Source organism: Streptomyces sp. (genome assembly GCF_036566765.1).
GTDB lineage: Bacteria > Actinomycetota > Actinomycetes > Streptomycetales > Streptomycetaceae > Streptomyces.
In genome coordinates, this window is record NZ_DATCVQ010000073.1 from 1 (window position 1) to 20,220 (window position 20,220).

The following is a 20,220-nucleotide window of genomic DNA, read 5'->3' on the forward strand; positions in this document are numbered from 1 at the left end:
CCGCGAGGTGTCGAGGATCGGCGTCCGGCTCCGACGTCCCCTGTGAAAGGCAACCCTGTGAAGGGCAGCAGGGACGACACGAGCGAAGGAGGACGTCATGAAGTACCTCGTCATGGTGCAGGGCTCCCAGGTCGACTACGACGCCATGGGCGGCAAGGGCACCGCGCAGAGCCCCGCGTGGAGCGAGCCGGACCTGAAGGCGATGTTCGAGCACATGGAGTCGATCAACAACGACCTCGCCGAGTCGGGCGAGCTGGTCGACGCGCAGGGGCTCGTCGAGCCCGCGCGGACGCGGTTCGTGACCGTCGACAAGGACAGCCGACCGGTGGTCACGGACGGGCCGTACGGGGAGACGAAGGAGCTGCTCGCCGGGTTCTGGGTGCTCGACTGCGCGAGCCTGGAGCGGGTCACCGAGATCGCGGCGCGGGTCGCCCGGTGTCCGCAGCCGGCGGGCGCGCCGGAGTACCCGGTGGTGATCCGGCAGATCGACGAGCGCCCCGAGTCCGAGCTCTTCACCAGCTGACATGGCCGACGAGCACGCCGTCGAGCCCGTCGAGGACCTGCTGCGCCGACACGCGCCGCAGGTCCTCGGTGCGCTCGTGCGCCGGTACGGACACTTCGACGCCGCCGAGGACGCCGTACAGGAGGCCCTGCTGGCCGCCGCGCGGCAGTGGCCGGAGTCGGGGACGCCCGGCAATCCGCGCGGCTGGCTGATCCGGGTGGCCTCGCGGCGGCTCACTGACCAGTTGCGGGCGGACGAGGCGCGGGCCCGGCGCGAGGAGACGGCCGCACGCCTGGAGCTCCGCGAGACCCGGGCCGCCCCGTCCGACGACGACACCCTGACGCTCCTCTTCCTGTGCTGCGACCCTGCGCTCGCGCCCGCCGCGCGGATCGCGCTGACGCTGCGCGCGGTCGGCGGCCTCACCACGGCGGAGATCGCCCGGGCCCATCTCGTACCGGAGGCCACGATCGCGCAGCGCATCAGCCGGGCGAAGGCGAAGCTCCGCGACCACCCCTTCCATCCTCCCGGCCCGGAGGACCGGGACGCCCGCCTGGTCACCGTCCTCCAGGTGCTCTACCTGATCTTCAACGAGGGCTACACGGCCACCTCCGGCCCCACCCTCCACCGCGGCGACCTGGCCCGCGAGGCGATCCGGCTGACCCGGGCCGTGCGCCGCCTGCTGCCCCGCGAGGGCGCGGTGACCGGGCTGCTGGCCCTGATGCTCCTGACGGAGGCCCGCGGCGCGGCCCGCGCCGGCTCGCACGGCGAGCTGATCCCCCTGGACGAACAGGACCGCTCGCTCTGGGACTCCGCCGCGATCACCGAGGGCACGGCCCTGGTCGAGGAGGCCCTCACCGAGGGCCCTCCCGGCCCGTACCAACTCCAGGCGGCGATCGCAGCGCTCCACGACGAGGCGGCGCGCCCCGAGGACACGGACTGGCCGCAGATCCTCGCCCTGTACGACCTGCTGGTCGCCCAGGCTCCCGACCCGATGGCGGAACTCGGCCGCGCGGTGGCCGTCGCGATGGTCCACGGGCCCGCGTCCGGCCTCACCGAACTCGCCGCCCTGGAACCCCGCCTGAAGCACCATCACCGCCTCGCGGCGGTCCGGGCCCACCTCCTCGAACGCACCGGCGCGACCGAAGCCGCCCGCGCGGCCTACGAGGAAGCGGCCCGCCTCACTTTGAGCATCCCGGAGCGCCACTACCTGCGGACGAGAGCGGCCCGGCTCGGTTCGTGAACCCGGCCTCCGCCAGCGGTTGACGCCGCAGGCTAATGGCATTAGCTTTTGAGCTATATCCACTAGCTACCAGCTACCTGGGGTGGTCATGACCGAGTTCCTGAAGTCCGACGGCGGACGACTCGCCTACGACGTGACCGGCGACGGTCCGCTGATCGTGCTCGCCCACGGAATGGGCGACAACAGGGCGGCCTGGTCGGGCGTGGCGCCCCGGCTCGTGGCGGCCGGATTCCGCGTCGCGAGCATGGACCAGCGCGGGCACGGCGAGTCCAGCATCGGTTGGGCGTCCTACAGCCGCACCGACGCGGCGGCCGACCTCATCGCTCTGATCCGGCATCTGGGAGGTCCGGCGGTCATCGTGGGCCACTCGTTCGCGGGCGGCGCGGCGACCATCGCGGCGGCCGAGGAGCCCGAACTGGTCACCGCCGTCGTCGAGATCAGCCCGTTCACCCGCGCGCAGAAGGTCGACCTGAGCGCCCTGCTGTCCCAGGCCCGCTACCGCAAGGGCATGTCGCTGCTCATGGGGACGGGTGTCCTGCGCAGCGTCGGGCTGTGGAAGCGCTACCTCGACCACGCCTACCCCGGTGCGAAGCCGGACGGCTTCGCCGACCATGTCGCGGCCCTGGAGCACGACCTGCGCAGGCCGGGACGGATGGCCGTCCTCGCCAAGATGGGCATGTCCGCGCCCACCGACGCAGGCGCCAGGCTTGCCGACATCCGGTGCCCGGCCCTGGTTGTCGAGGGCACGCTCGACCCCGACTGGGCCGACCCGAGGGCGGAGGGAGAAGGCGTCGTGGCCGGCATGCCCGCGGGGCTCGGGCAGCTCGAGATGATCGACGGAGTGGGCCACTACGCGCACGTCCAGGCCCCCGCCGAAGTCGCCACGGCCATCCTGGACTTCCTCAAGGCCGGCCCGGATGCCTAGGGCCGCGCTCTCCCCGACCGCAGTCGTCGACGTCGCGCTGCAGGTCATCGACGAGGCCGGTCCCGCCGCCCTCACGCTGGCCGCGGTGGCGAGCCGGGCGGGGGTCGCCACCCCGTCCCTCTACAAGCACGTGCGCAACCTCGCCGAACTGCGCGACCTCGTCTCGGCACGGGTCATGAACGACCTCGCGGACCGGGTCGGCGACGCCGTGCTCGGCCGCTCGGCCGACGACGCGATCCGCGCCGTCATGACGACCTGGCGGCAGTTCGCGCGCGAGCACCCGCACCGCTACGGGGCGCTCCTCCAGACCCCCGAACCGCGAACGGCCGAGGCCGGGGCACGGCTCCTCGACGTCATCCGCGCCGCCCTGCGCGCGTACGGCATGACGGACTCGGCCGCGATCCACGCGACCCGCTGCCTGCGGGCGGCCGTCCACGGCTTCGCGGTACTCGAGGTCGATGGCGGGTTCAGGCTCCCGGAGAACCTGGACGAGAGCTACGAACTGCTCATCCACATGACGATCACGGGGATGCGGACACCTCGCTCGGCATAGCCCAAACCCTGCCGCACGACGCGGGCGGCCTGGTTCGGCCGGCCAGCCCTCGGACCGACCGAGCATGCGGTCGGGGCCTGCGTCACATACCCCCTCGACCGGTCAGCCAGCCCCGGAGCAGGCGGCTGACGGCGGGCATCGCCGCGTACGTCATCAGGACGTTGAAGACGACTGCGATGACGGCGCTGCTGAGGTACAGCGGCAAGGTCGTCAGGTGGGGCGTCAAAAAGTAGCTGCCGAGCAGCGAGATGGGGTAGATCGCCAGCGTCGCGCTGATCGCCATCTTCCACTTCGGCGGGGCCGGCCTCGTCGAACCCGGCTTCGCGAACCAGGTCTCCATGCCGGTCAGCGTCCGCCGCGCGATCTCGGTGTGGTGATGGCCCTCGCAGTCGGCGAACCACGCGGCCCGTTCCGGTGACTCCTGCCAGGCCCGGCAGGCGGCGTCGTCCCGGAAGCGGTGGACCAGGAACCACGGCGCGTCGCCTCCGGACGAGCGGAACAAGCCATAGCCGAGATGACCCGGAAAACGGGACGCGCTGTCGAGGATGCCCTTCGCCCACTTCTCGAAGGAGGCTTCGTAGCCGGGCTCCACCCGGCGGGCTATCAGCAAGGTCACTTCGCCGTTGTCGGCAGGGACAGTCGCACGCTCAAGGGTCGCCGCGGTCACTCGTACTCCTCATGATCACACCGCGCCCGACCACACTCTACGCGCCGGCCCGAGTCATGCGCTCAGCGGTGCCAGGGCTCTCGCTGGCGCGTGCGAAGCCACGGCTACGCTCGTCGGCATGCTGAACCGTGTTCCGTTCAATGAGGCGCTGCTCTCCACCGTGGGCGCCCCCAAGCAGACCAAACTCCTGGACAGCAGTCCGCGCTCACGGGTGTGGCGGGTGCGGCTGGCCGACCGGCGGCTGGTGATCGTCAAGCAGATCACCGACGACGGGGACACGGGCGCCGACGCGAGCACGCGCTTCGCGCGGGAGGTCGCCGGGCTGCGCCTGGCGGGGCGGGCCTCCGGGCCCGCCGTGGCCCCCGCGGTACTCGCCACGGACCCGTCCTCGCGGGTGATGGTCCTCGAGCACGTGGACGACCTCGGCAGGACGGACGACTGGATGCTGGGGTACGCCGAGTCACTCGCCCGGCTGCACGCCCTCACCGGGCCCGCCGACGCGGGCGCACTACCGGTCTGGTCGGGGCCCACGGCCACCGACGCGGAGTCCTTCCTCACCCTGGCCAGGGCGCTCGACGTGCCCGTACCGTCCACGGTTCCCGATGAACTCGCCGGTCTCCTGGAGCGGTTGGACCCCACCCCGCACCATGCGCTGCTGCACGGCGACCCCTGCCCCGGCAATGATCTGCGCACCGCCGACGGCGTCCGCTTCGTCGACTTCGAGCGGGCCTCGCTCGGGAACGGCCTGATCGAACTCGCCTACTTCCGCATCGGCTTCCCCACCTGCTGGTGTGCCATGTCCGTCACCGCGGCCCCGCTCACGGAGGTCGAGGACGTCTACCGGACCACCTGGCGCGGCCTCACCGGGAAGGACGTGCCGGGTGACCTCGCCGACGCGTGCGCAGGCTGGCTGATCCAGGGCGACGCGCTCGTCGAGCGGGCCGACCGCGGGACGGCCGACCAGCTCGCCCGGGTGCCCGCCGAGGACTTCGAGTGGGGCTACGTCTCCGCCCGTGAGCGGCTCGTCCACCGCCTGGGCGTGGTCGCCGACATGACCCGCGACCACGATCACCTGCACGCCGTCGGCCGCCTCAGCTCCGCCATGGCCAACCGCCTGCTCGAACGCTGGCCGAAACTGCGTCCGCTGCCCACGCATGACGCCCGCCCTTGGTACTGAGTGGGTCGTCACCCGGCGGCGTTCCACCCCGGCACCGTCGGCAGGACCTTCTCGGCGACGCGGAGCAGTACCGCATCGTCCGGCACTCCGCCTCCCTCGCGCCACACGGTCACGGTCAAGGAGCCACCGCTGTCCTTCGCATCCCGCGCCACGGTGAGGGAGCGGGCCGGGACCCCGGGACCGCTGTGGGCGTCGCTTCCGTCGAGGCGGAAGCTGATGCTGAGGGTGTAGTCCGAGGAGAGGACCGCCGGGCGGCCCAGAACGGTCCGTTCCTGCGCGTCCCTCCCCAGATAGGCGGCGGATCCGGCCACCGGAAGACGGTCGTAACTGGCCGACAGCGTCACGGTGTAGGTCCCGAACTCGACCCGACTCGAAGGAGTGGCGATCTCCTTGCCGCTCCCGAGCTTGAAGGAGCCGTCGCTGCCGCTGGCGGACTTCAACGTCTCGGTCGGCGTGCCGAGCAGGTCAGCGAGGTCGGGACGGTTCAGCGCCTTGCACAGTTGCGTCCCGGAAACGCGCCCAGGCACCTGCCCCGGCTCCTCCGACGCCTTCCCGGTCTTCCCCTCCGCGCACGTGGCTGGCTGCGGGGCGCCGCTGTTCGAGTTCGCCGTGTCGCCCAACGCCCACAGACCGACACAGAGAGCCGGTACGAGCGTCAGGCCCGCAACGACCTGCCCCACCATGCCCGCGCCCTTCGGAAGCGCGTCGATATCGTCGGCCATGTCCCCCACCTGCTGTGATCCCCCGATAAGTGCCCGCGAACAATAACCCGTGATCATCGGGCGGACAATGCGGTCGGCCGGCGCGCGTGAGAGGCCAAATTCGGATGCGCGGGGACCCGCCATCTGCGATCCTCACGCGCTGTGAACAGTGATGACCTTGTCCTTCGGCGTGCGGACGACTCCGACGCGACCGCGATAGCTGATGTGTGGCTGCGTTCCTTCGCCGCCGCGCTGCCGACCGTGCGCCGCGCGCATGACGACGACGCGGTGCGGGATTGGTTCTCCTTCGTGGTCGTGCCCCAGTACGAGACCTGGGTGGCGGTCGCCGAGGGCGGCGTGGTGGGGCTGCTGGTACTCGACGGCGGGGACCTGGAGCAGCTCTACCTCGACCCGTCGTGGCGCGGCCGGGGGCTGGGTGACCGGTTCATGGACCTGGCCAAGCGGCAGCGGCCGGACGGGCTGGAGTTGTGGACGTTCCAGGTCAACGGAGCAGCGCAACGGTTCTACGAGCGGCACGGCTTCGTCGCGGTCGAGCGAACCGACGGACTGCGCAATGAGGAGCGTGAGCCTGACGTCCGCTACGTCTGGCGGCCTCAGGAGTAGACGCTGGGTGACGATCGAAGGCGTGCGGAACCGTGGTTTCCGCACGCCTTCGCCGCCTTCGCCGCCTTCTCTGCCTTCTCTGCCTTCGAACGGATCTGGGCAGGTGCTCTGGGGCCCCTACCGCCCCGTGGGGCTCCCGTCGACGGCTACGGCCTTTCTCCGCCGACCTCGTCGAGCAGCAGCTTCGCGGCCACCGTCGCCCCGTCGGTCCTGATCGTGCCCGCCACCGCCCGCGCTCGTGCGCGGGTCTCGGGGGTCAGGGCCGTCTTGAGCGCGGCTGACAGGGACTCGGTGGTCGGAGTCGGACCGTCGTGTGCCACGCCGATGCCCAGGTCGGTCACCCTCTCGGCCCAGTACGGCTGGTCAGCCCCCTGGGGGACCACCACCTGCGGCGCGCCGGCTCGGGCGGCCGTCGTCGTGGGGCCCGCGCTGCCGTGGTGCACGACGGCGGCTACGCGGGCGAACAGCGCCTGATGGTTGGCCTCGCCGACGGCGAAGCAGTCGTCCTGGTCGTCGATCAGGTCCAAGCCGGCCCAGCCGTGGGAGACGATCGCGCGCCGGCCCTGCGCGCGGATCGCCTCGATGGCCGCCCGGGAGACGTCCTTCGAGGCGGCTATGGGCATGCTGCCGAAGCCCACGTACACCGGCGGCGCGCCGGCGTCGAGGAAGGCCACCAGCTCGGGCGGGAGCGGGCGTTCGTCCGGCCGGATCCACGCGCCGGTCTGCACGACGTCGAGGTCCGTCAGCTCCGGCCACGGACTCAGGGTCGGGTCCGTCGCCAGCCACGGGCGGTCCGTGAACGCGTAGTCGCGGACGTTGTCCACCGGCGGCAGGCCGATCGACGCCCGGTGGGCATTGATCGCCGCACCGAACATCTCGTTCGCGTTCTGCGCGTCCATGTCCCACAGCGCCCGGTTGTCGGTCACGCCCGGCGGCATCGGCCGGCCCCGTCGCGCGGGCGGCGGCTGGTGCGGCGAGGGCAGGAGGACCGGCGTGGGGCTCGCGTGCACGTAGCGGATGCCCAACTTCTCGGCCACCGACCGCGCGCCGGCCGTGACCGGCAGCGGGCCGCTCGCCACCAGCGCGTCGCATCCCTCGGCCGCCGTGGCGACCGTGTCGAACTGCGCGGCGATCAACTCGGCCGCACGCTGCGCCAGGCCCACCGTGGACCCCGGCTTCACCGAGGTCACCAACTGACGCACCGGCCGGCCGACCGGAACCAGCGGCACACCGACACCCGCCAGCAGCTCCACGAACTCCTCGTCCGGCGGCGCGCACACCCGCACCTCCGCACCGAACTCCTGCAATCGCACCGCGAGTCCCACGATCGGCTCGACGCTCCCGCGCGCCCCGTACGTCGACAACACCACACGCACTTCAGGTCCCCCAGTTTCAAAGGTTCTGGCTCAGGTCGGCGATTCTGCGGTACGACCGGGGTCTTGCCGCAAGCCCCCCAGCGCGCTATAAGTTGATCACGGAAGGGAGCGGCGAGCCCCCTTCCTCTTCTCTTGCCTGGGCTCAGGGCAGGTAGGCGGCCAGGAGTGTGGCGAAGGCCTCGGGGGTGAGGACCTCCACGCCGAGTTCCCCGGCCTTGACGGCCTTGGTGCTCGGCTTGCCGGTCGAGGTCGGGGCAGCGACCAAGTACGTGGTCTTGGAGTTGACGCTGCTGCCGGCACGGCCGCCGGCCTTCTCGATCAGGGCGGACATTTCAGTACGTCCCCAGCCGTCCAGCGGGCCGGTCATCTTGCCCGTCACGACGACGGTCTTCCCGGCGAGCGGGCCCTCTTCGGCAGCGGCGGCGGAAGCATCGACCTGCTGCGGTTCGGTCATGTTGACGCCTGCCGCGATCAGCTTGTCGATGACCGGGGCGAGCGCGGTGACCTGCTCGACGATCACCGGTGCCTTCTCCGGGCCTATGCCCTCGACTTCCTGCAGAGCATCGGCGTCGGCCTGGCGGATGGCTTCCATCGTGCCGAAGTGGGCGGCGATGCGCCGGGACATCCTGCGGCCGGTGCCCGGCACGCCCAGGGCGCAGAAGACGCGGCTGAGGGGGCGGGTCTTGGCGAGTTGGATCTGTTCGACGAGCTTGGCGCCGCGCTTGGAGCTGCCCGAGGCGGCGGTGAGCTGCTCCTCGGTGAGGGTGAAGACGTCGGCGACGTCCCGGACGTCGCCGGAGGCGATCAACGCGTCGACGTACTTCCTTCCCAGACCGTCGATGTCGAGGATGTCGCGTCCGGCGACGTACTCGATCAGCGGTGCCAGTGCGCAGGCGGTGCCCTTCGCGCAGCGCCACCGCTCCTGGCTCTTGTCTATCTCTCCGCCGCAGTTGGGGCACTCCTCGGGCAGCGGGACCGGCGCGGCATCCTGCGGTCGGAGCTCGACGACTGCGGCCTGGACGCGCGGGATGATGTCGCCGGCCTTGTAGACCGTCACCGTGTCGCCTATGTGGAGGTCGCGCCGGAGGATGTCGGCCGGGTTGTGGAGCGTGGCGCGGGTGACGGTCGACCCGTCGAGCTCCACCGGTGCGAGCACCGCGGTGGGCGCGAGGACTCCCGTACGGCCGACGTCCCAGACGACGTCCTGAAGGACGGTCTGCCGCTCGACGGCCGGGAGTTTGAAGGCGATCGCCCAGTACGGGAAGCGGCTGCCGAATCCCGCCGCCGTCTGCTCGGCCGCGCTGTCGGCCTTGATGACGACTCCGTCGATGCCGAACGGCAGGCTCGCGCGCATCGCGGCGATCGCGTCGACCTTCTGCTGCGCCTCGTCGAGCGTGGCGACCCCGTGCAGTCCGGCCGGGGTCTCCGCCGTGGTCTGCACCCCGGCCTTCGCCACCGCGGCCAGCGCCTCGGCATGGCCGGCTCCGGCGGGCAGGAACGCCACGCCGTCCAGCTCGACCACGCCGTACGCCCAGAACGTCATGGCCAGCCGGTACGGCCGGTCCTTCGCGCGCAGCGTGCCGGCGGCCCCGTTGCGCGGATTGGCGAAGACGTCGGCACCGTGCTCGGCGCGCACCTCGTTCGCCGTCTCGAACTGCGCCTGCGTGAACAGGACCTCGCCTCGGGCCTCGAACGTGGCGGGCACAGGCAGCTGCTCGGGCAGGCCCACGATCGTGCCGATGACGTGGCTGACGTCCTCGCCGTGGCTGCCGTCGCCGCGGGTGATGATCTGCACCAGACGTCCGTCGCGGTAGCGGGCGGCGATCGCCGCCCCGTCCAGCTTCGGCTCGACGGTGAAGCCCCCCGCCGGCTCGTGCCCCAGACGGCGCTGGAGCGACGCCCCCCAGCTCACGAGCTCCTCGGGGCTGAACACGTTGTCGAGGCTGAGCAGGCGCGTGGTGTGCGCGACGTCGCCGACGGGGGCGGCTCCGTCGGCGACCTGATCAGTCGGGGAGTCCGCGGCGGCAGCGTCGGGGTGCTCCTCCTCCCAGGCCTTCACGGCCAGCCGCAGCCGGTCGTACGTGGCGTCGTCCATGAGGCTGTAGCCCGCGCCGTAGTACGTGCCGGACGCCTCGCGCAGGCGCTCGACGGCGGTCTCGTACTCGGCGGGACCGGACAGGCTGAAGCTCGCCTCAACGGCGGGAAGGGTCGTCATGCAGAACATCTTGTCGCAGGGGTCTGACAACGCCCGGTCGCGGCGGCTCAGGAACAGAAGTCCGCGATAGGCGTGCAGGGACGCCCTGCTCCAGGCGGTCTCCTCGCCGACGCCGCCGTCCGACCGGTCATGAGGGCGGCGCGGTTCACCGTCGGACGGCGGTGAACCGCGCCGGCTCGTGCGGTGCCGACTCAGCCGACGAGGAGGTCCTTCTTCAGGCGCTTCAGCTCGCGGTGGTCGATGCCGAGGCCGTCCTTCAGGTAGCGGTCGAAGGTGCCGTACTCCGCCGCGACCTCGTCGTAGCCGGAGTTGAGGTACTCGGCGCGGACGTCCAGCAGCGGCTTGTAGACGGCGGCCTGCTGCGGCGGGAGGTGGCCGAGGATCGCGTCGTTGGCGGCCTTGCGGTAGTCGTTGCTGGCCAGGTAGTCGGCCATGACGGTGTCCCGCGGCACGCCGAGGGCGGTCAGCAGGGTGGCGTTGGACCAGCCGGTGCGGTCCTTGCCGGCGGTGCAGTGGAAGAGCACGGAGCGCGCGTCGTCCTCGCCTATGCCCTCGAAGACCTGGGTGTACGCCTTCCTGCCGCCGTCGCCGCTGACCATCGCCTTCTCGGCGTCGATCATCATCCGCTCGGCCTCGGCCGGGGACTTCGGCATGGCCTGGAAGGCGCCGGAGCCCGCGAAGACGTCGGCGACGACGTACTTGGCGCCGGCCGGGACCTTGTCGGGGTCCTTGGCGCGCTCGTCCTCCATGCGCAGGTCGAAGACGGTCTTGATGTGCAGGCGCTGGAGCTTGGCCTGGTCCTCGGCGGTCAGCTTGTTGAGGGCGTCCGAGCGGTAGACCTCGCCCATCTTGACCCACTGGCCGTTCTCGGTGCGGTAGCCGCCCGCGTCGCGGAGGTTGACCGTCCCGGACAGCTTGACGAGTCGGTCGGCGAGGCGCAGGCCCTGGCCGTGGTCGGCCTCGAACCAGAACCACTGGCGGTCCGCGGCGGGCAGTCCGGTGATCACGGCGCGACCGACGGCCCCGCCACTGGCGACGACCTTGCCGTTCTCGCGGATCTCGACGCGCCTGACGTCCTCCGCCTTCCAGGTGAGGGTGAAGGAGCCGTCGGCGCCGGCCGTGACGGTGGCCTCGGTGAACGGAATCGCGTGGCCGGAACGGTGCTGCTCAAATCATGCAGCTGCGGGAGCCCGACCCCGCTCCGATCCCGGCCGGGCTCGCATCGCTCAGGACGTCGGCCGCGCGCCCCGATAGCTCACGGGCAGCTCGATCAGACCGCGGGCGCGCAGCGAGGGACGCCAGCGAGGTTCCGCCTCAAGCAGCTCGATCTCCTCGAACCGCTCCAGCAGCGCCGCCACGGCGATCTCGGTCTCCGCTCGCGCCAGGGGTGCGCCCAGGCAGTAGTGGATGCCGTGCCCGAGAGCCAAGTGACCGGCGGCGTCGCGGCCGATGTCCAGGCGGTCCGGGTCAGGGAAACGGTCCGGGTCGCGGTTGGCGGCGGACAAGGACAGCAGGACCGTGTCGCCGGCAGGAATCCGAACATCGCCGATCGTCACGTCCTGCGTCGGGAAGCGCCGGATGGCCAGCAGGGCCGGCCCCTCGAAGCGGGCGAATTCCTCGACGGCGGCGGGGATGCGGGACGGGTCCTTTCGCAGCGCGTCCATCTGGTCCGGATTGTGCAGCAGGGCCAGGACCGCATTGCCTATCAGCTGGACCGTGTTCTCGTATCCGGCGAACAGGATGAGGAACGCCAGGGACATCAGCTCGTCCTCCGTGAGCCGGTCGTCCTCCGCGTCCCGGACGGCGATCAGATCGGAGAGAAGATCGTCCGCGGGTTCGCGCCGCTTGTGCGCCAGGAGCTCTCCGAGGAAACCGAGCATCGCCACGATGGCCCCCTTGGCTGCCTGCGGACGGCTCGGATCCGGGGCGATCAGCGCGTCAGTCCAGGAACGGAAGTCCCGCCGGTGGCTCTCCGGGATGCCCAGGAGCTCGCAGATGACGGTGATCGGCAGAGGGGCCGCGTAGGCGGAGATCAGGTCCGTGGAGCCGTCCGCACCCAGGGCGTCCAGGAGCCCGTCGGCGGTGGCCCGGATCGGCGCGCGCAGCTGCTCGACCCGACGCGCGGTGAACGCTCGCCCGACGAGACGGCGCAGCCGGGTGTGATCGGGAGGATCCATGTTCAGCAGGTTGGCGTCCAGGGCCGGAGGCAACGAAAGCCCGCGGTAACCGCCCTCACGCGCATGCGTCTTGTCCAGCGACAGGCGCGGATCGGCGAGGGCGGCGCGCACGTCGTCGAACCGCGTGACGAGCCAGGCAGGTTGTCCGTCGGTTCCCTTGATGCGATGCACCGGAGAGGTGGTCCGCAGACGCTCGTAGACGTCATAGGGGTGGGTGATCAAATCGTCCGCAAGATCCATACGCCACACACTATTTGACCAAGGGAGCACCATCGGCGCAGGTGCAGTGCGTCAGGAACAGTTCAGGAACGGTTCAGCACCGCTCCGCCCGCGTACTGCGCCGATGCACCCAACTCCTCTTCGATCCTGATGAGTTGGTTGTACTTCGCCGTACGGTCGGACCGGGACAGCGAGCCGGTCTTGATCTGGCCGCAGCCCGTCGCCACCGCCAGGTCCGCGATGGTGGTGTCCTCCGTCTCGCCGGAACGGTGCGACATGACGACGGTCCAGCCGGCGCGGTGCGCGGTGGCGACCGTGGCGAGGGCTTCGGTCAGGGTGCCGATCTGGTTGACCTTGACCAGGACCGAGTTGCCGACACCGGTGCGGATGCCCTCGCGCAGCAGATTCTCATTGGTGCAGAACACGTCGTCGCCGGTGAGCTGGCACCGGTCGCCGACGCGGGCGGTCAGCTCCCGCCAGCCGTCCAGGTCGTTCTCGGCCATCGGGTCCTCGATGGAGACGATCGGGTACGCGTCGATCAGCTTGGCCAGGTAGTCGGCGTGTTCGGTGGGCGTACGGCGCACGCCCTCGCCCGCGTACACATACGTACCGTCCTGGAAGAACTCCGACGAGGCCGGGTCCATGACCAGGCCGATGTCCGTGCCGGGCCGGTAACCGGTGCGCTCGATGGCCGTCATCACGAAGTCGAGCGCTTCCTCGGCCGTACGGAGTGCGGGCGCGAAGCCGCCCTCGTCACCGACGCCCGTGGCGTGCCCGGCGGACAGCAGATCGCGACGGAGCGTATGGAAGACCTCGGAGCCCATACGGACAGCTTCCGCGAAGGTCTCCGCACCGATCGGAGCGATCATGAACTCCTGGAAGTCCAGCGGGTTGTCGGCGTGGGCGCCGCCGTTGACGATGTTCATCATCGGCAGTGGGAGAAGGCGCGCGTCGGCGCCGCCTAGGTAGCGGTAGAGCGGCTGACGGTGGGCCGCCGCGGCGGCCTTTGCGGCGGCGAGGGAGACGCCGAGGAGCGCGTTGGCGCCGAGCCGGGACTTGTCGGCCGTGCCGTCGAGCGCGACGAGCGCGGCATCGAGTCCGGCCTGATCGTCGGCGTCGCGCCCGACGACCGCTGCCGCGATGTCGCCGTTGACGTGGGCGACCGCACGGTCGACGCCCTTGCCGTGCCAGCGCCCGGGGTCCCCGTCGCGCAGCTCCACGGCTTCCCGTGCGCCGGTGGAGGCGCCGGAGGGGACGGCGGCGCGGCCGAGGGATCCATCGGCGAGGAGGACATCGGCCTCGACGGTGGGGTTGCCCCGGCTGTCGAGGACCCTGCGGGCGGTGACGGACTGAATGACGGTGGACTCAACTGCCGAGGAAGTCATGGGAGGTCCTTCGCATTGATGCACGCCGCGGCCCTGCTGCGACAGCGTTGGCGCGTGCCGCGACAGCACTGACTCTACAGCAATGCTGTTCAGTTTCACTGTTCAGTTGCGCTGTTCAGTTGCGCTGTTCAGTTCGGCTGTTCAGTTCAGCTGCGCAGGTGAGGTGTACAGCTTCGCTGGCAGTCACCGGTTAAAGTGGCCCATGCCCACCCCGGAACCCGCCACCGTCGCCATCGAACTGCGTACTGCGATGGGCAAGCTCACGCGGCGCGTGAAGAACGAGGACCGGATCCCGCTCGGTCACGCCTCCGTGCTCGGCACCCTCGATCGCGACGGGGCCATGACCACCAGCGATCTGGCGGCGGACCAGCGCGTACGGCCCCAGTCCATGGCCCGCTCGGTCGGGCTTCTCATGGAACAGGGGCTCGTCGTCCGCCGGGCGCATCCCACGGACGGCCGCAAGTCCCTTGTGGAGCTCTCCCCTGCGGGACGGACCGCTCTCGAGGCGGAGCGCGGGCGCAGGGCGGGCTGGCTCGCCCAGGCCATCGAGCTCGAGCTCACCGGCGAGGAGCGCGAGGTGCTGGCGCGCAGCGCCGCCCTGATGGAGCGGCTCGCCGCGCGCTAGGGAGCGATCACCCTATTGAACATGTTCAAACCTGCGGTGCCATACTGAGGCCCGGGCCGCCCTCCCCGCTGGAGGAGCCCGGGCTTTCCCCTATCTCCGCACCCCTCCGCACCCCAACCAAGGGCACTACCGCACATGGCGCACAGACTCTCCCCTCGCGCGTGCCGGGCCGCTGCCGCGCTCTACGTCGGACTGGTCGCGGTCGGCGTGGTGGCCCATGCCCTCGCCGACGGGCCGCCCGACAATACGGTGCCGCTGTACTTCGCGACCCTGCCCGGCTCTCTTCTCGTCTCGGTCTTCGCGCTCTACCCCGCCGTCGCCCTCTTCGGCCCGGGGGAGACGGAGACCGCGAACCCCTACGGCCTCCTGGTCCCCCTCGCCGGCGGCGCGGTGCTGAACGTCCTGCTGGTCTGGGCCGCCCTCACGCTGGTCCGCAAGACGGTCGCCTCGTGGCGGGCCGCCCGCTGAGACATCCGGCTCCCGATGCCGACGACGCGCCCGGCCGACATCGGCGGGGCCGGGGTTCCGTACGTCTAGCGTCTGAAGCCACGAAGGCATTCAGTCGCGTAGGACACCCTGGAGCGTCACCATGAGGAAGATCGTCGCCCAACTCTTCGTCTCGCTCGACGGCGTCGTCGAGGATCCCCACCTCTGGCACTTCCCGTACTTCAATGACGAGATGGGCGCCGCTGTCGACGCCGTCCTGGGCCAGGTGGACACGCTGCTCCTCGGGCGCACGACGTACGAGAGCTTCGCCGGCGCCTGGCCCGACCGCGAGGCGGCAGGCGGGGAGGATGCCCCCTTCGCCAAGGTTCTGGGCGATGCGCGCAAGATCGTCGTCTCACGTCGGCGGGGACTCCCCCTCACGTGGCGGAACTCGGAGTATCAGGAGGGCGATCTCCTCGACGCGGTCGCGGATCTCAAGGCGCAGCCGGGCGAGGGGCCCATTGCGATGAGCGGCTCTGTGTCCGTGGTCCGGCAGCTGCTCGACGCCGGCGTGCTGGACGAGCTCAACCTCCTGGTGCACCCGATCGTCGTACGCAAGGGCCTGCGGCTGTTCGACGAGGCCGAGACGCCGATCCCGCTGGAGCTGCTGTCCGCTGCCACCTTCGCCACGGGCGTCCTGAACCTGATGTACGCGCCCGCCGCCCCGGCCGCCGACGCGGGCTACGAGGACGCCAAGCGCCACCTGCCCCGCGACGACGCGCGCTGAGGTCGAGCCCAGCCGGCGGCCCTATCCGCGTACCGCGGCGACCGCCTCGTCGAAGGCCTGCTCCATGTCGAGGTGTCGGTCACGTTCTTCTGGCGCCTGAGCACCAGGTCGCGGCTCGTGACGGTCTGCGGCACGCCGATGAAATCACCGCCGTACCCCTCTTCGAGGCTCACGGTGCGCCGTCGACGATCTTCGTCAGGGATGCGGCGGGACGGACGCCTGGTAGCGTCGCGCTCTTCGGCGGGTGCAACCCGCTGGAGTCTCGACAGGACGCCTGATGACTCACCCGGACACCGATCCACTCGCCGCTGCTGTGGATCGAGTTGCGGAAGCCTTCCATGGCATGACGGCCCGTGCGGACGAGGCCGGCTGCGGCCGGTGCTTCCTCGCGGAGGAAGTCGAACTGCTGCGGACGCCCGACATTCCCCTCCCGGCGGACCTCGTGCGCCAGGTCACGCACAAGGACCGCCTCCACTGGGGCGACCAGCCCGCCGTCATCCGGCGCGTCCTGCCGCAGCTCGTCGTGATCCTCGCGGAGGGGGCGTCCGAGTCCGACCTCATGGCCCGGGGTCTCGCCGCGGCCGAGTGGCGGCAGTGGCCCGTCCCGCAGAAGCAGGCCGTCGCGGGATTCTTCGACGCGTGGTGGACGCAGACCTTGCGGACGGCGGCTCCCCCGGTCCCCGCGTGCGCGGTGTTCGAGACCTGCGCGACCGCGACCTCCTCGGTCGCGCCGTGGCTGGCCCGCTGGGAGACGGAAGAGGGACCGATCGCCCGTCGGCACCGCGACGAGGCCTTCGGCTGGTGGCGGGAGGAACTGGAGGACGACGCCTCGCCGTTCACCTGGTGGTGGGGTGAAGAGGCGGCAGCGCAGGCCGCGTGGCGTGAGGTGTCGGCCTGGCTGCGACGGGGCCGCTGAGCGGCCCTCGTCGGTGGGTGATCAGTCTCGGGCGAAGCCGCGGAAAGTCCCGGCTTCGTCCGTGGCGTCGGCGTACTCGGCGAAGTCCATGTTGGCGATGCTGAGGTTCGCCGAGACGTCGGGAAACCACTGCGCGGGCAGCCGGAACGTCCGCCCCGGCTCGTCCGCCAGGTCCACGGCCAGGAGCGGATACGACGGGTCCGACATGGTGGCCGCATCCGCGAGGAAGACATGGACGATCTGCTCGTCCTCGTCCGCGGCGGCCTCCTCGTCGACCAGCGCCTGCACGCTCACCTCGTCGAAACGCGGATCGCTGACGTAGGTGGCGTGCTGGTACTCGTCCGCGGCGTCGATCGCGGCTCGAAGGTCCTCCCAGGCTCCGGCGTCGGCGAAGTGGGTGCGCAGGACCAGGGATGTCAGATCGTCGGGGTAGGGCAGGGACACGCGGGTGATCCTCTCACGTGCTTCTCAGGAGTCGCCCAACCGATCCGTCACCGCGTTTCCCCGCCCGTCGACTGCAGGGCGAACCATAGTTCCATTCGTACGTCCGGGTCGTCCAGGTCGCGTTCCAGGAGGGCGGCGCAGCGGGTGATGCGTTGGCGGACGGTGTTGCGGTGGATGTCCTGGGCCACTGCCGTGCGGTCCCAACTGCCGTGCAGCGAGAGCCAGGTGCGCAGCGTTTCCGTGAGGGGTTCGGTCAGCGGGGCCAGCAGGTCGCGTGCGTACGCGGCGGCCTCGTCGCCGTCGATGAGCGCGGCGAACCCGCCCGTCCGGTGCCGGACCAGTGCGGCGCGGGTCGCCTTCGCGCGGCGCAGCGCCCGCGCGGCCTGCGCGTCGGCGGCGGCGAGAGACCTTGGCTCGGCGGGGGCACTGACCCCGAGGGTCCATCCGGGCTGCGCGGTGACGGCCGCGGAGGCCGGGAGGAGCAGGCGTACGGGCTCGTCACCGGCGTCCACGAGCGGCGTGCCGAGCGCCGCGCCCAGGGTGGCCGCTGCGAACGGGGTGCCGTCTCCGCCTCGGGCGTGGACGACAGTCCAGGGACCCGGCTGCAAGGCGCCGGCCGCGTCCGCCGGGGTCGCGCCGAGGAGGAGGCGGACCAGCGCCGTGTCGCGGGCGGTGGCGTCGGCGGCGCGGTGGGGAGCCGTGAGCAGGGAGAGGAGGACGACCGCCACGCCGGCGATCGTGTGGTCGCCCGATGCCCGGTGCTCCGTCGCCACGCCCAGCGTCAATCCGTCCCCGCCGCCCAGCGCGTACGCCGTGAGTCGCAGTCCGCCGCCGTCGCCGCTCGCCGTGGCCGGTCCGCCGGGGCGCGGGCCGACCACGCCTGCCAGGTCTGCCAGGGCCCGGGCCGCCTCCGCGGGGATCTCCCGGCCGGCCGCCGACTCCGTGCCGCCGGGGCCGAAGAGGACCGCACGTCCGCCGAGCCGGGACGCCAGCGCACCGAGCACCGCGGGGACCGGGGCCGGGCGGGCCGCGGCCGTCGCCAGGGACTGCTGGGCCTCGCTCACCCGGCGCAGCTCGTGCAGCCGGGCCTCCGCCATCAGCCGCCACAGCGCCCGGGCCACCGCAGTGAACGGCGTCGCGGGCGGGACCTCGATCAACGGCATGGCATGCCGCTCGCACGCCTCCACGAGGGCCGCCGGGACCGTGTCGTACACCGGCACCAGACCGAAGCCGAGCGCCGCGGCCCCCGCCTCCGCCAGCCGCTCCACGTACCGGGCGGGGTCCGTCAGCAGCACTCCCGCCGTCATCAGCAACTCGCCGCCGAGGAGGTACGGGTAGGGGTCGGCCATCTCGGAGGTGTGCACCCAGTGCAGCGAGACGTCCGGCGGCCCCGCGAGCTGCCGCAGGCCCAGGTCCTCGCGGGTGAGCAGGGCGGCGAGCGGGACGGGGTGCGCGTGCGGGGTGGGGTGCGCGTGCGGGGTGGGAGCGGCCTCCGCCGTGGGCATGAGTGGACCCTTCGTACATCCTCCGGGCGGGCAGTGGAGGAAACGTACACTTCAGCGTCGCTTTCCGGCCACCTACTGTCGTGCCACCAGGCGGCCGCGGGTACGGGCGGATGTCCCCACGATCAGCCGCCGGGTGGTTTCCCCGCACGACACGCCACCGAGGTACGAAGGAGGGCCCATGGCCGTCGACTACGCAGTGATCGTCCTGTATTTGGCCGGCATGCTGGTGATGGGCTGGTGGGGCATGCGCCGCGCCAAGTCCAAGAGCGAGTTCCTGGTCGCGGGCCGCCGCCTCGGGCCCTGGATGTACTCCGGCACAATGGCCGCGATCGTCCTCGGCGGCGCGTCCACCATCGGCGGCGTCGGCCTGGGCTACAAGTACGGGCTCTCCGGCGCCTGGATGGTCTTCACCATCGGCCTGGGCCTGCTCGCGCTGAGCGTCTTCTTCTCGGCGCGGATCGCCCGCCTGAAGGTCTACACCGTCTCCGAGATGCTCGACCTGCGCTACGGCGGCAGGGCCGGCGTCATATCCGGCGTCGTGATGTGGGCGTACACGCTGATGCTCGCGGTCACTTCGACGATCGCCTACGCCACGATCTTCGACGTCCTCTTCGACCTGCCGCGGGCCGCCGCGATCGTCCTCGGCGGCACGATCGTCGTCGCCTACTCGACCCTCGGCGGCATGTGGTCCATCACGATCACCGACATGGTGCAGTTCGTGGTGAAGACCGTCGGCGTACTGCTCCTGCTGCTGCCGATCGCCGTCGTGAAGGCGGGCGGCTTCGCCGAGATGAAGGCCGCACTGCCCACCTCGTACTTCGAGCCGCTCGGCATCGGCGGCGAGACGATCTTCACGTACGTGCTGATCTACACCTTCGGCATGCTCATCGGTCAGGACATCTGGCAGCGAGTCTTCACCGCCCGCACCGACAAGGTCGCCAAGTGGGGCGGCACCGTCGCCGGTACCTACTGTCTGGCGTACGCCCTCGCGGGGGCGGTCATCGGCACGGCGGCCAAGGTGCTCTACCCCAAGCTGCCCAGCGCCGACGACGCCTTCGCCACCATCGTCAAGGACGAACTGCCGATGGGTGTGCGGGGCCTGGTCCTCGCCGCCGCGCTCGCCGCGGTGATGTCCACGTCCTCCGGCGCGCTCATCGCCTGTGCGACTGTCGCCAACAACGACATCTGGTCCCGTCTGCGCGGGCTCGGCGTCAAGAAGACCGAGGGCGAGCACGACGAGGTCAAGGGCAACCGGGCCTTCATCCTCCTCATGGGCATCGCGGTGATCGCCATCGCCATCGCCCTCAACGACGTCGTCCAGGCGCTCACCGTCGCGTACAACCTGCTGGTCGCCGGTCTGCTCGTGCCGATCCTCGGCGGCCTGCTGTGGCGCCGTGGCACGGTCCAGGGCGCGCTCGCCGCGGTCTCCGTCGGCGGCGTGGCCGTCATCGGCCTGATGTACGCCTACGGAATCCTCGCGAACGAGCCTGTCTACTACGGGCTGCTGGCCTCGCTCGCCGCGTACGTGATCGTCTCGCTGGCGACTCGCCCCACGGACGCCGCCGTGCTGGCGAACTGGCGGGCCCGGCTTGCGGGTCAGGAGCCCCGGCCGGAAGCGGAGACGGAGCCGGCCGCCGCGACGGCCTGACGGCCTGACGGCCGACGCGACCGCCTGACACCCCGTCCCGAGCTCAGCCCCCGGTGGGGGCCGCGCCCGCCCTGCCCAGCGGCCCCCGCCCACGCCCGCCCTGCCCAG

At 71.3% G+C, this 20,220-nt stretch carries 20 protein-coding genes; 11 read left to right on the forward strand and 9 right to left on the reverse strand.

Translation table 11 applies throughout. The features are described 5' to 3' along the window. The first annotated feature begins 97 nt into the window (after positions 1 to 97). From VIU94_RS04005 to VIU94_RS04020, 4 genes are all read left to right on the forward strand, one after another. Positions 98 to 523, forward strand: coding sequence for a YciI family protein (locus VIU94_RS04005; protein ID WP_331907584.1), 426 nt, complete (start codon positions 98 to 100; stop codon positions 521 to 523). 1 nt (position 524) lies between these two features. Then, entirely contained in the window at positions 525 to 1,742 is a 1,218-nt protein-coding gene (locus tag VIU94_RS04010) for an RNA polymerase sigma factor (RefSeq protein ID WP_331907586.1), read from the forward strand. Between the two features lie 88 nt (positions 1,743 to 1,830). Further along, on the forward strand, positions 1,831 to 2,667 hold the full coding sequence (locus VIU94_RS04015; protein WP_331907588.1) for an alpha/beta fold hydrolase: 837 nt from the start codon (positions 1,831 to 1,833) through the stop codon (positions 2,665 to 2,667). Continuing rightward, positions 2,660 to 3,220, forward strand: a complete 561-nt coding sequence (locus VIU94_RS04020) for a TetR/AcrR family transcriptional regulator (RefSeq protein WP_331907590.1) — start codon at positions 2,660 to 2,662, stop codon at positions 3,218 to 3,220. The genes VIU94_RS04015 and VIU94_RS04020 overlap by 8 nt, the downstream gene beginning before the upstream one ends. Before the next feature lie 82 nt (positions 3,221 to 3,302). Here VIU94_RS04020 and VIU94_RS04025 read toward each other — a convergent pair whose 3' ends face one another. Further along, positions 3,303 to 3,836: an antibiotic biosynthesis monooxygenase gene (locus VIU94_RS04025; RefSeq protein WP_331907592.1), complete on the reverse strand. Its 534-nt coding sequence runs from the start codon at positions 3,834 to 3,836 to the stop codon at positions 3,303 to 3,305. Positions 3,837 to 4,005: 169 nt separating this feature from the next. Here VIU94_RS04025 and VIU94_RS04030 point away from each other — a divergent pair, with 169 nt between their 5' ends. Next, positions 4,006 to 5,064 carry a phosphotransferase gene (locus tag VIU94_RS04030; RefSeq protein ID WP_331907594.1) on the forward strand — a complete coding sequence of 353 codons (1,059 nt, stop codon included), beginning with the start codon at positions 4,006 to 4,008 and terminating at the stop codon, positions 5,062 to 5,064. An 8-nt stretch (positions 5,065 to 5,072) separates the two neighbouring features. On the opposite strand, the gene VIU94_RS04035 is transcribed toward VIU94_RS04030, so the two are convergent. Beyond that, a complete protein-coding gene (locus VIU94_RS04035) occupies positions 5,073 to 5,786 on the reverse strand; it encodes a DUF6215 domain-containing protein (protein WP_331907596.1) in 714 nt (237 codons plus the stop codon). A 141-nt stretch (positions 5,787 to 5,927) separates the two neighbouring features. Between VIU94_RS04035 and VIU94_RS04040 the strand changes: the two genes are divergently transcribed. Beyond that, positions 5,928 to 6,389, forward strand: a complete 462-nt coding sequence (locus VIU94_RS04040; protein WP_331907598.1) for a GNAT family N-acetyltransferase — start codon at positions 5,928 to 5,930, stop codon at positions 6,387 to 6,389. Positions 6,390 to 6,535: 146 nt separating this feature from the next. Here VIU94_RS04040 and VIU94_RS04045 read toward each other — a convergent pair whose 3' ends face one another. From VIU94_RS04045 to eno, 5 genes are all read right to left on the reverse strand, one after another. Continuing rightward, on the reverse strand, positions 6,536 to 7,759 hold the full coding sequence (locus VIU94_RS04045; RefSeq protein ID WP_331907690.1) for a glycosyltransferase: 1,224 nt from the start codon (positions 7,757 to 7,759) through the stop codon (positions 6,536 to 6,538). 148 nt (positions 7,760 to 7,907) lie between these two features. After that, entirely contained in the window at positions 7,908 to 9,980 is a 2,073-nt protein-coding gene (ligA, locus tag VIU94_RS04050) for an NAD-dependent DNA ligase LigA (RefSeq protein WP_331907600.1), read from the reverse strand. 191 nt (positions 9,981 to 10,171) lie between these two features. Continuing rightward, positions 10,172 to 10,987: a tyrosine-protein phosphatase gene (locus VIU94_RS04055; protein ID WP_331907602.1), complete on the reverse strand. Its 816-nt coding sequence runs from the start codon at positions 10,985 to 10,987 to the stop codon at positions 10,172 to 10,174. Positions 10,988 to 11,206: 219 nt separating this feature from the next. Continuing rightward, positions 11,207 to 12,397: a cytochrome P450 family protein gene (locus VIU94_RS04060; RefSeq protein WP_331907604.1), complete on the reverse strand. Its 1,191-nt coding sequence runs from the start codon at positions 12,395 to 12,397 to the stop codon at positions 11,207 to 11,209. A 62-nt stretch (positions 12,398 to 12,459) separates the two neighbouring features. Beyond that, positions 12,460 to 13,761: a phosphopyruvate hydratase gene (gene eno / locus VIU94_RS04065; protein WP_331907606.1), complete on the reverse strand. Its 1,302-nt coding sequence runs from the start codon at positions 13,759 to 13,761 to the stop codon at positions 12,460 to 12,462. A 202-nt stretch (positions 13,762 to 13,963) separates the two neighbouring features. Here eno and VIU94_RS04070 point away from each other — a divergent pair, with 202 nt between their 5' ends. The 4 genes from VIU94_RS04070 (at position 13,964) to VIU94_RS04085 (ending at position 16,515) form a co-directional block, all read left to right on the forward strand. Further along, the gene (locus tag VIU94_RS04070; RefSeq protein ID WP_331907608.1) at positions 13,964 to 14,386 is read left to right on the forward strand and encodes a MarR family winged helix-turn-helix transcriptional regulator; all 423 of its coding nucleotides are present in this window, start codon (positions 13,964 to 13,966) and stop codon (positions 14,384 to 14,386) included. A 135-nt stretch (positions 14,387 to 14,521) separates the two neighbouring features. Further along, positions 14,522 to 14,854 carry a hypothetical protein gene (locus tag VIU94_RS04075; RefSeq protein WP_331907610.1) on the forward strand — a complete coding sequence of 111 codons (333 nt, stop codon included), beginning with the start codon at positions 14,522 to 14,524 and terminating at the stop codon, positions 14,852 to 14,854. A 121-nt stretch (positions 14,855 to 14,975) separates the two neighbouring features. Beyond that, positions 14,976 to 15,599, forward strand: a complete 624-nt coding sequence (locus VIU94_RS04080; protein WP_331907612.1) for a dihydrofolate reductase family protein — start codon at positions 14,976 to 14,978, stop codon at positions 15,597 to 15,599. Between the two features lie 343 nt (positions 15,600 to 15,942). Then, a complete protein-coding gene (locus VIU94_RS04085; protein WP_331907614.1) occupies positions 15,943 to 16,515 on the forward strand; it encodes a hypothetical protein in 573 nt (190 codons plus the stop codon). Between the two features lie 21 nt (positions 16,516 to 16,536). Here the strand turns inward: VIU94_RS04085 and VIU94_RS04090 are convergent, their stop codons facing one another. Beyond that, positions 16,537 to 16,959: a DUF6924 domain-containing protein gene (locus tag VIU94_RS04090; protein ID WP_331907616.1), complete on the reverse strand. Its 423-nt coding sequence runs from the start codon at positions 16,957 to 16,959 to the stop codon at positions 16,537 to 16,539. Positions 16,960 to 17,006: 47 nt separating this feature from the next. Then, entirely contained in the window at positions 17,007 to 18,464 is a 1,458-nt protein-coding gene (locus tag VIU94_RS04095) for a PucR family transcriptional regulator ligand-binding domain-containing protein (RefSeq protein ID WP_331907618.1), read from the reverse strand. Between the two features lie 178 nt (positions 18,465 to 18,642). On the opposite strand from VIU94_RS04095, the gene VIU94_RS04100 reads away from it, so the two are divergent. After that, a complete protein-coding gene (locus VIU94_RS04100; RefSeq protein WP_331907620.1) occupies positions 18,643 to 20,112 on the forward strand; it encodes a sodium:solute symporter family protein in 1,470 nt (489 codons plus the stop codon). Positions 20,113 to 20,220: the final 108 nt, after the last annotated feature.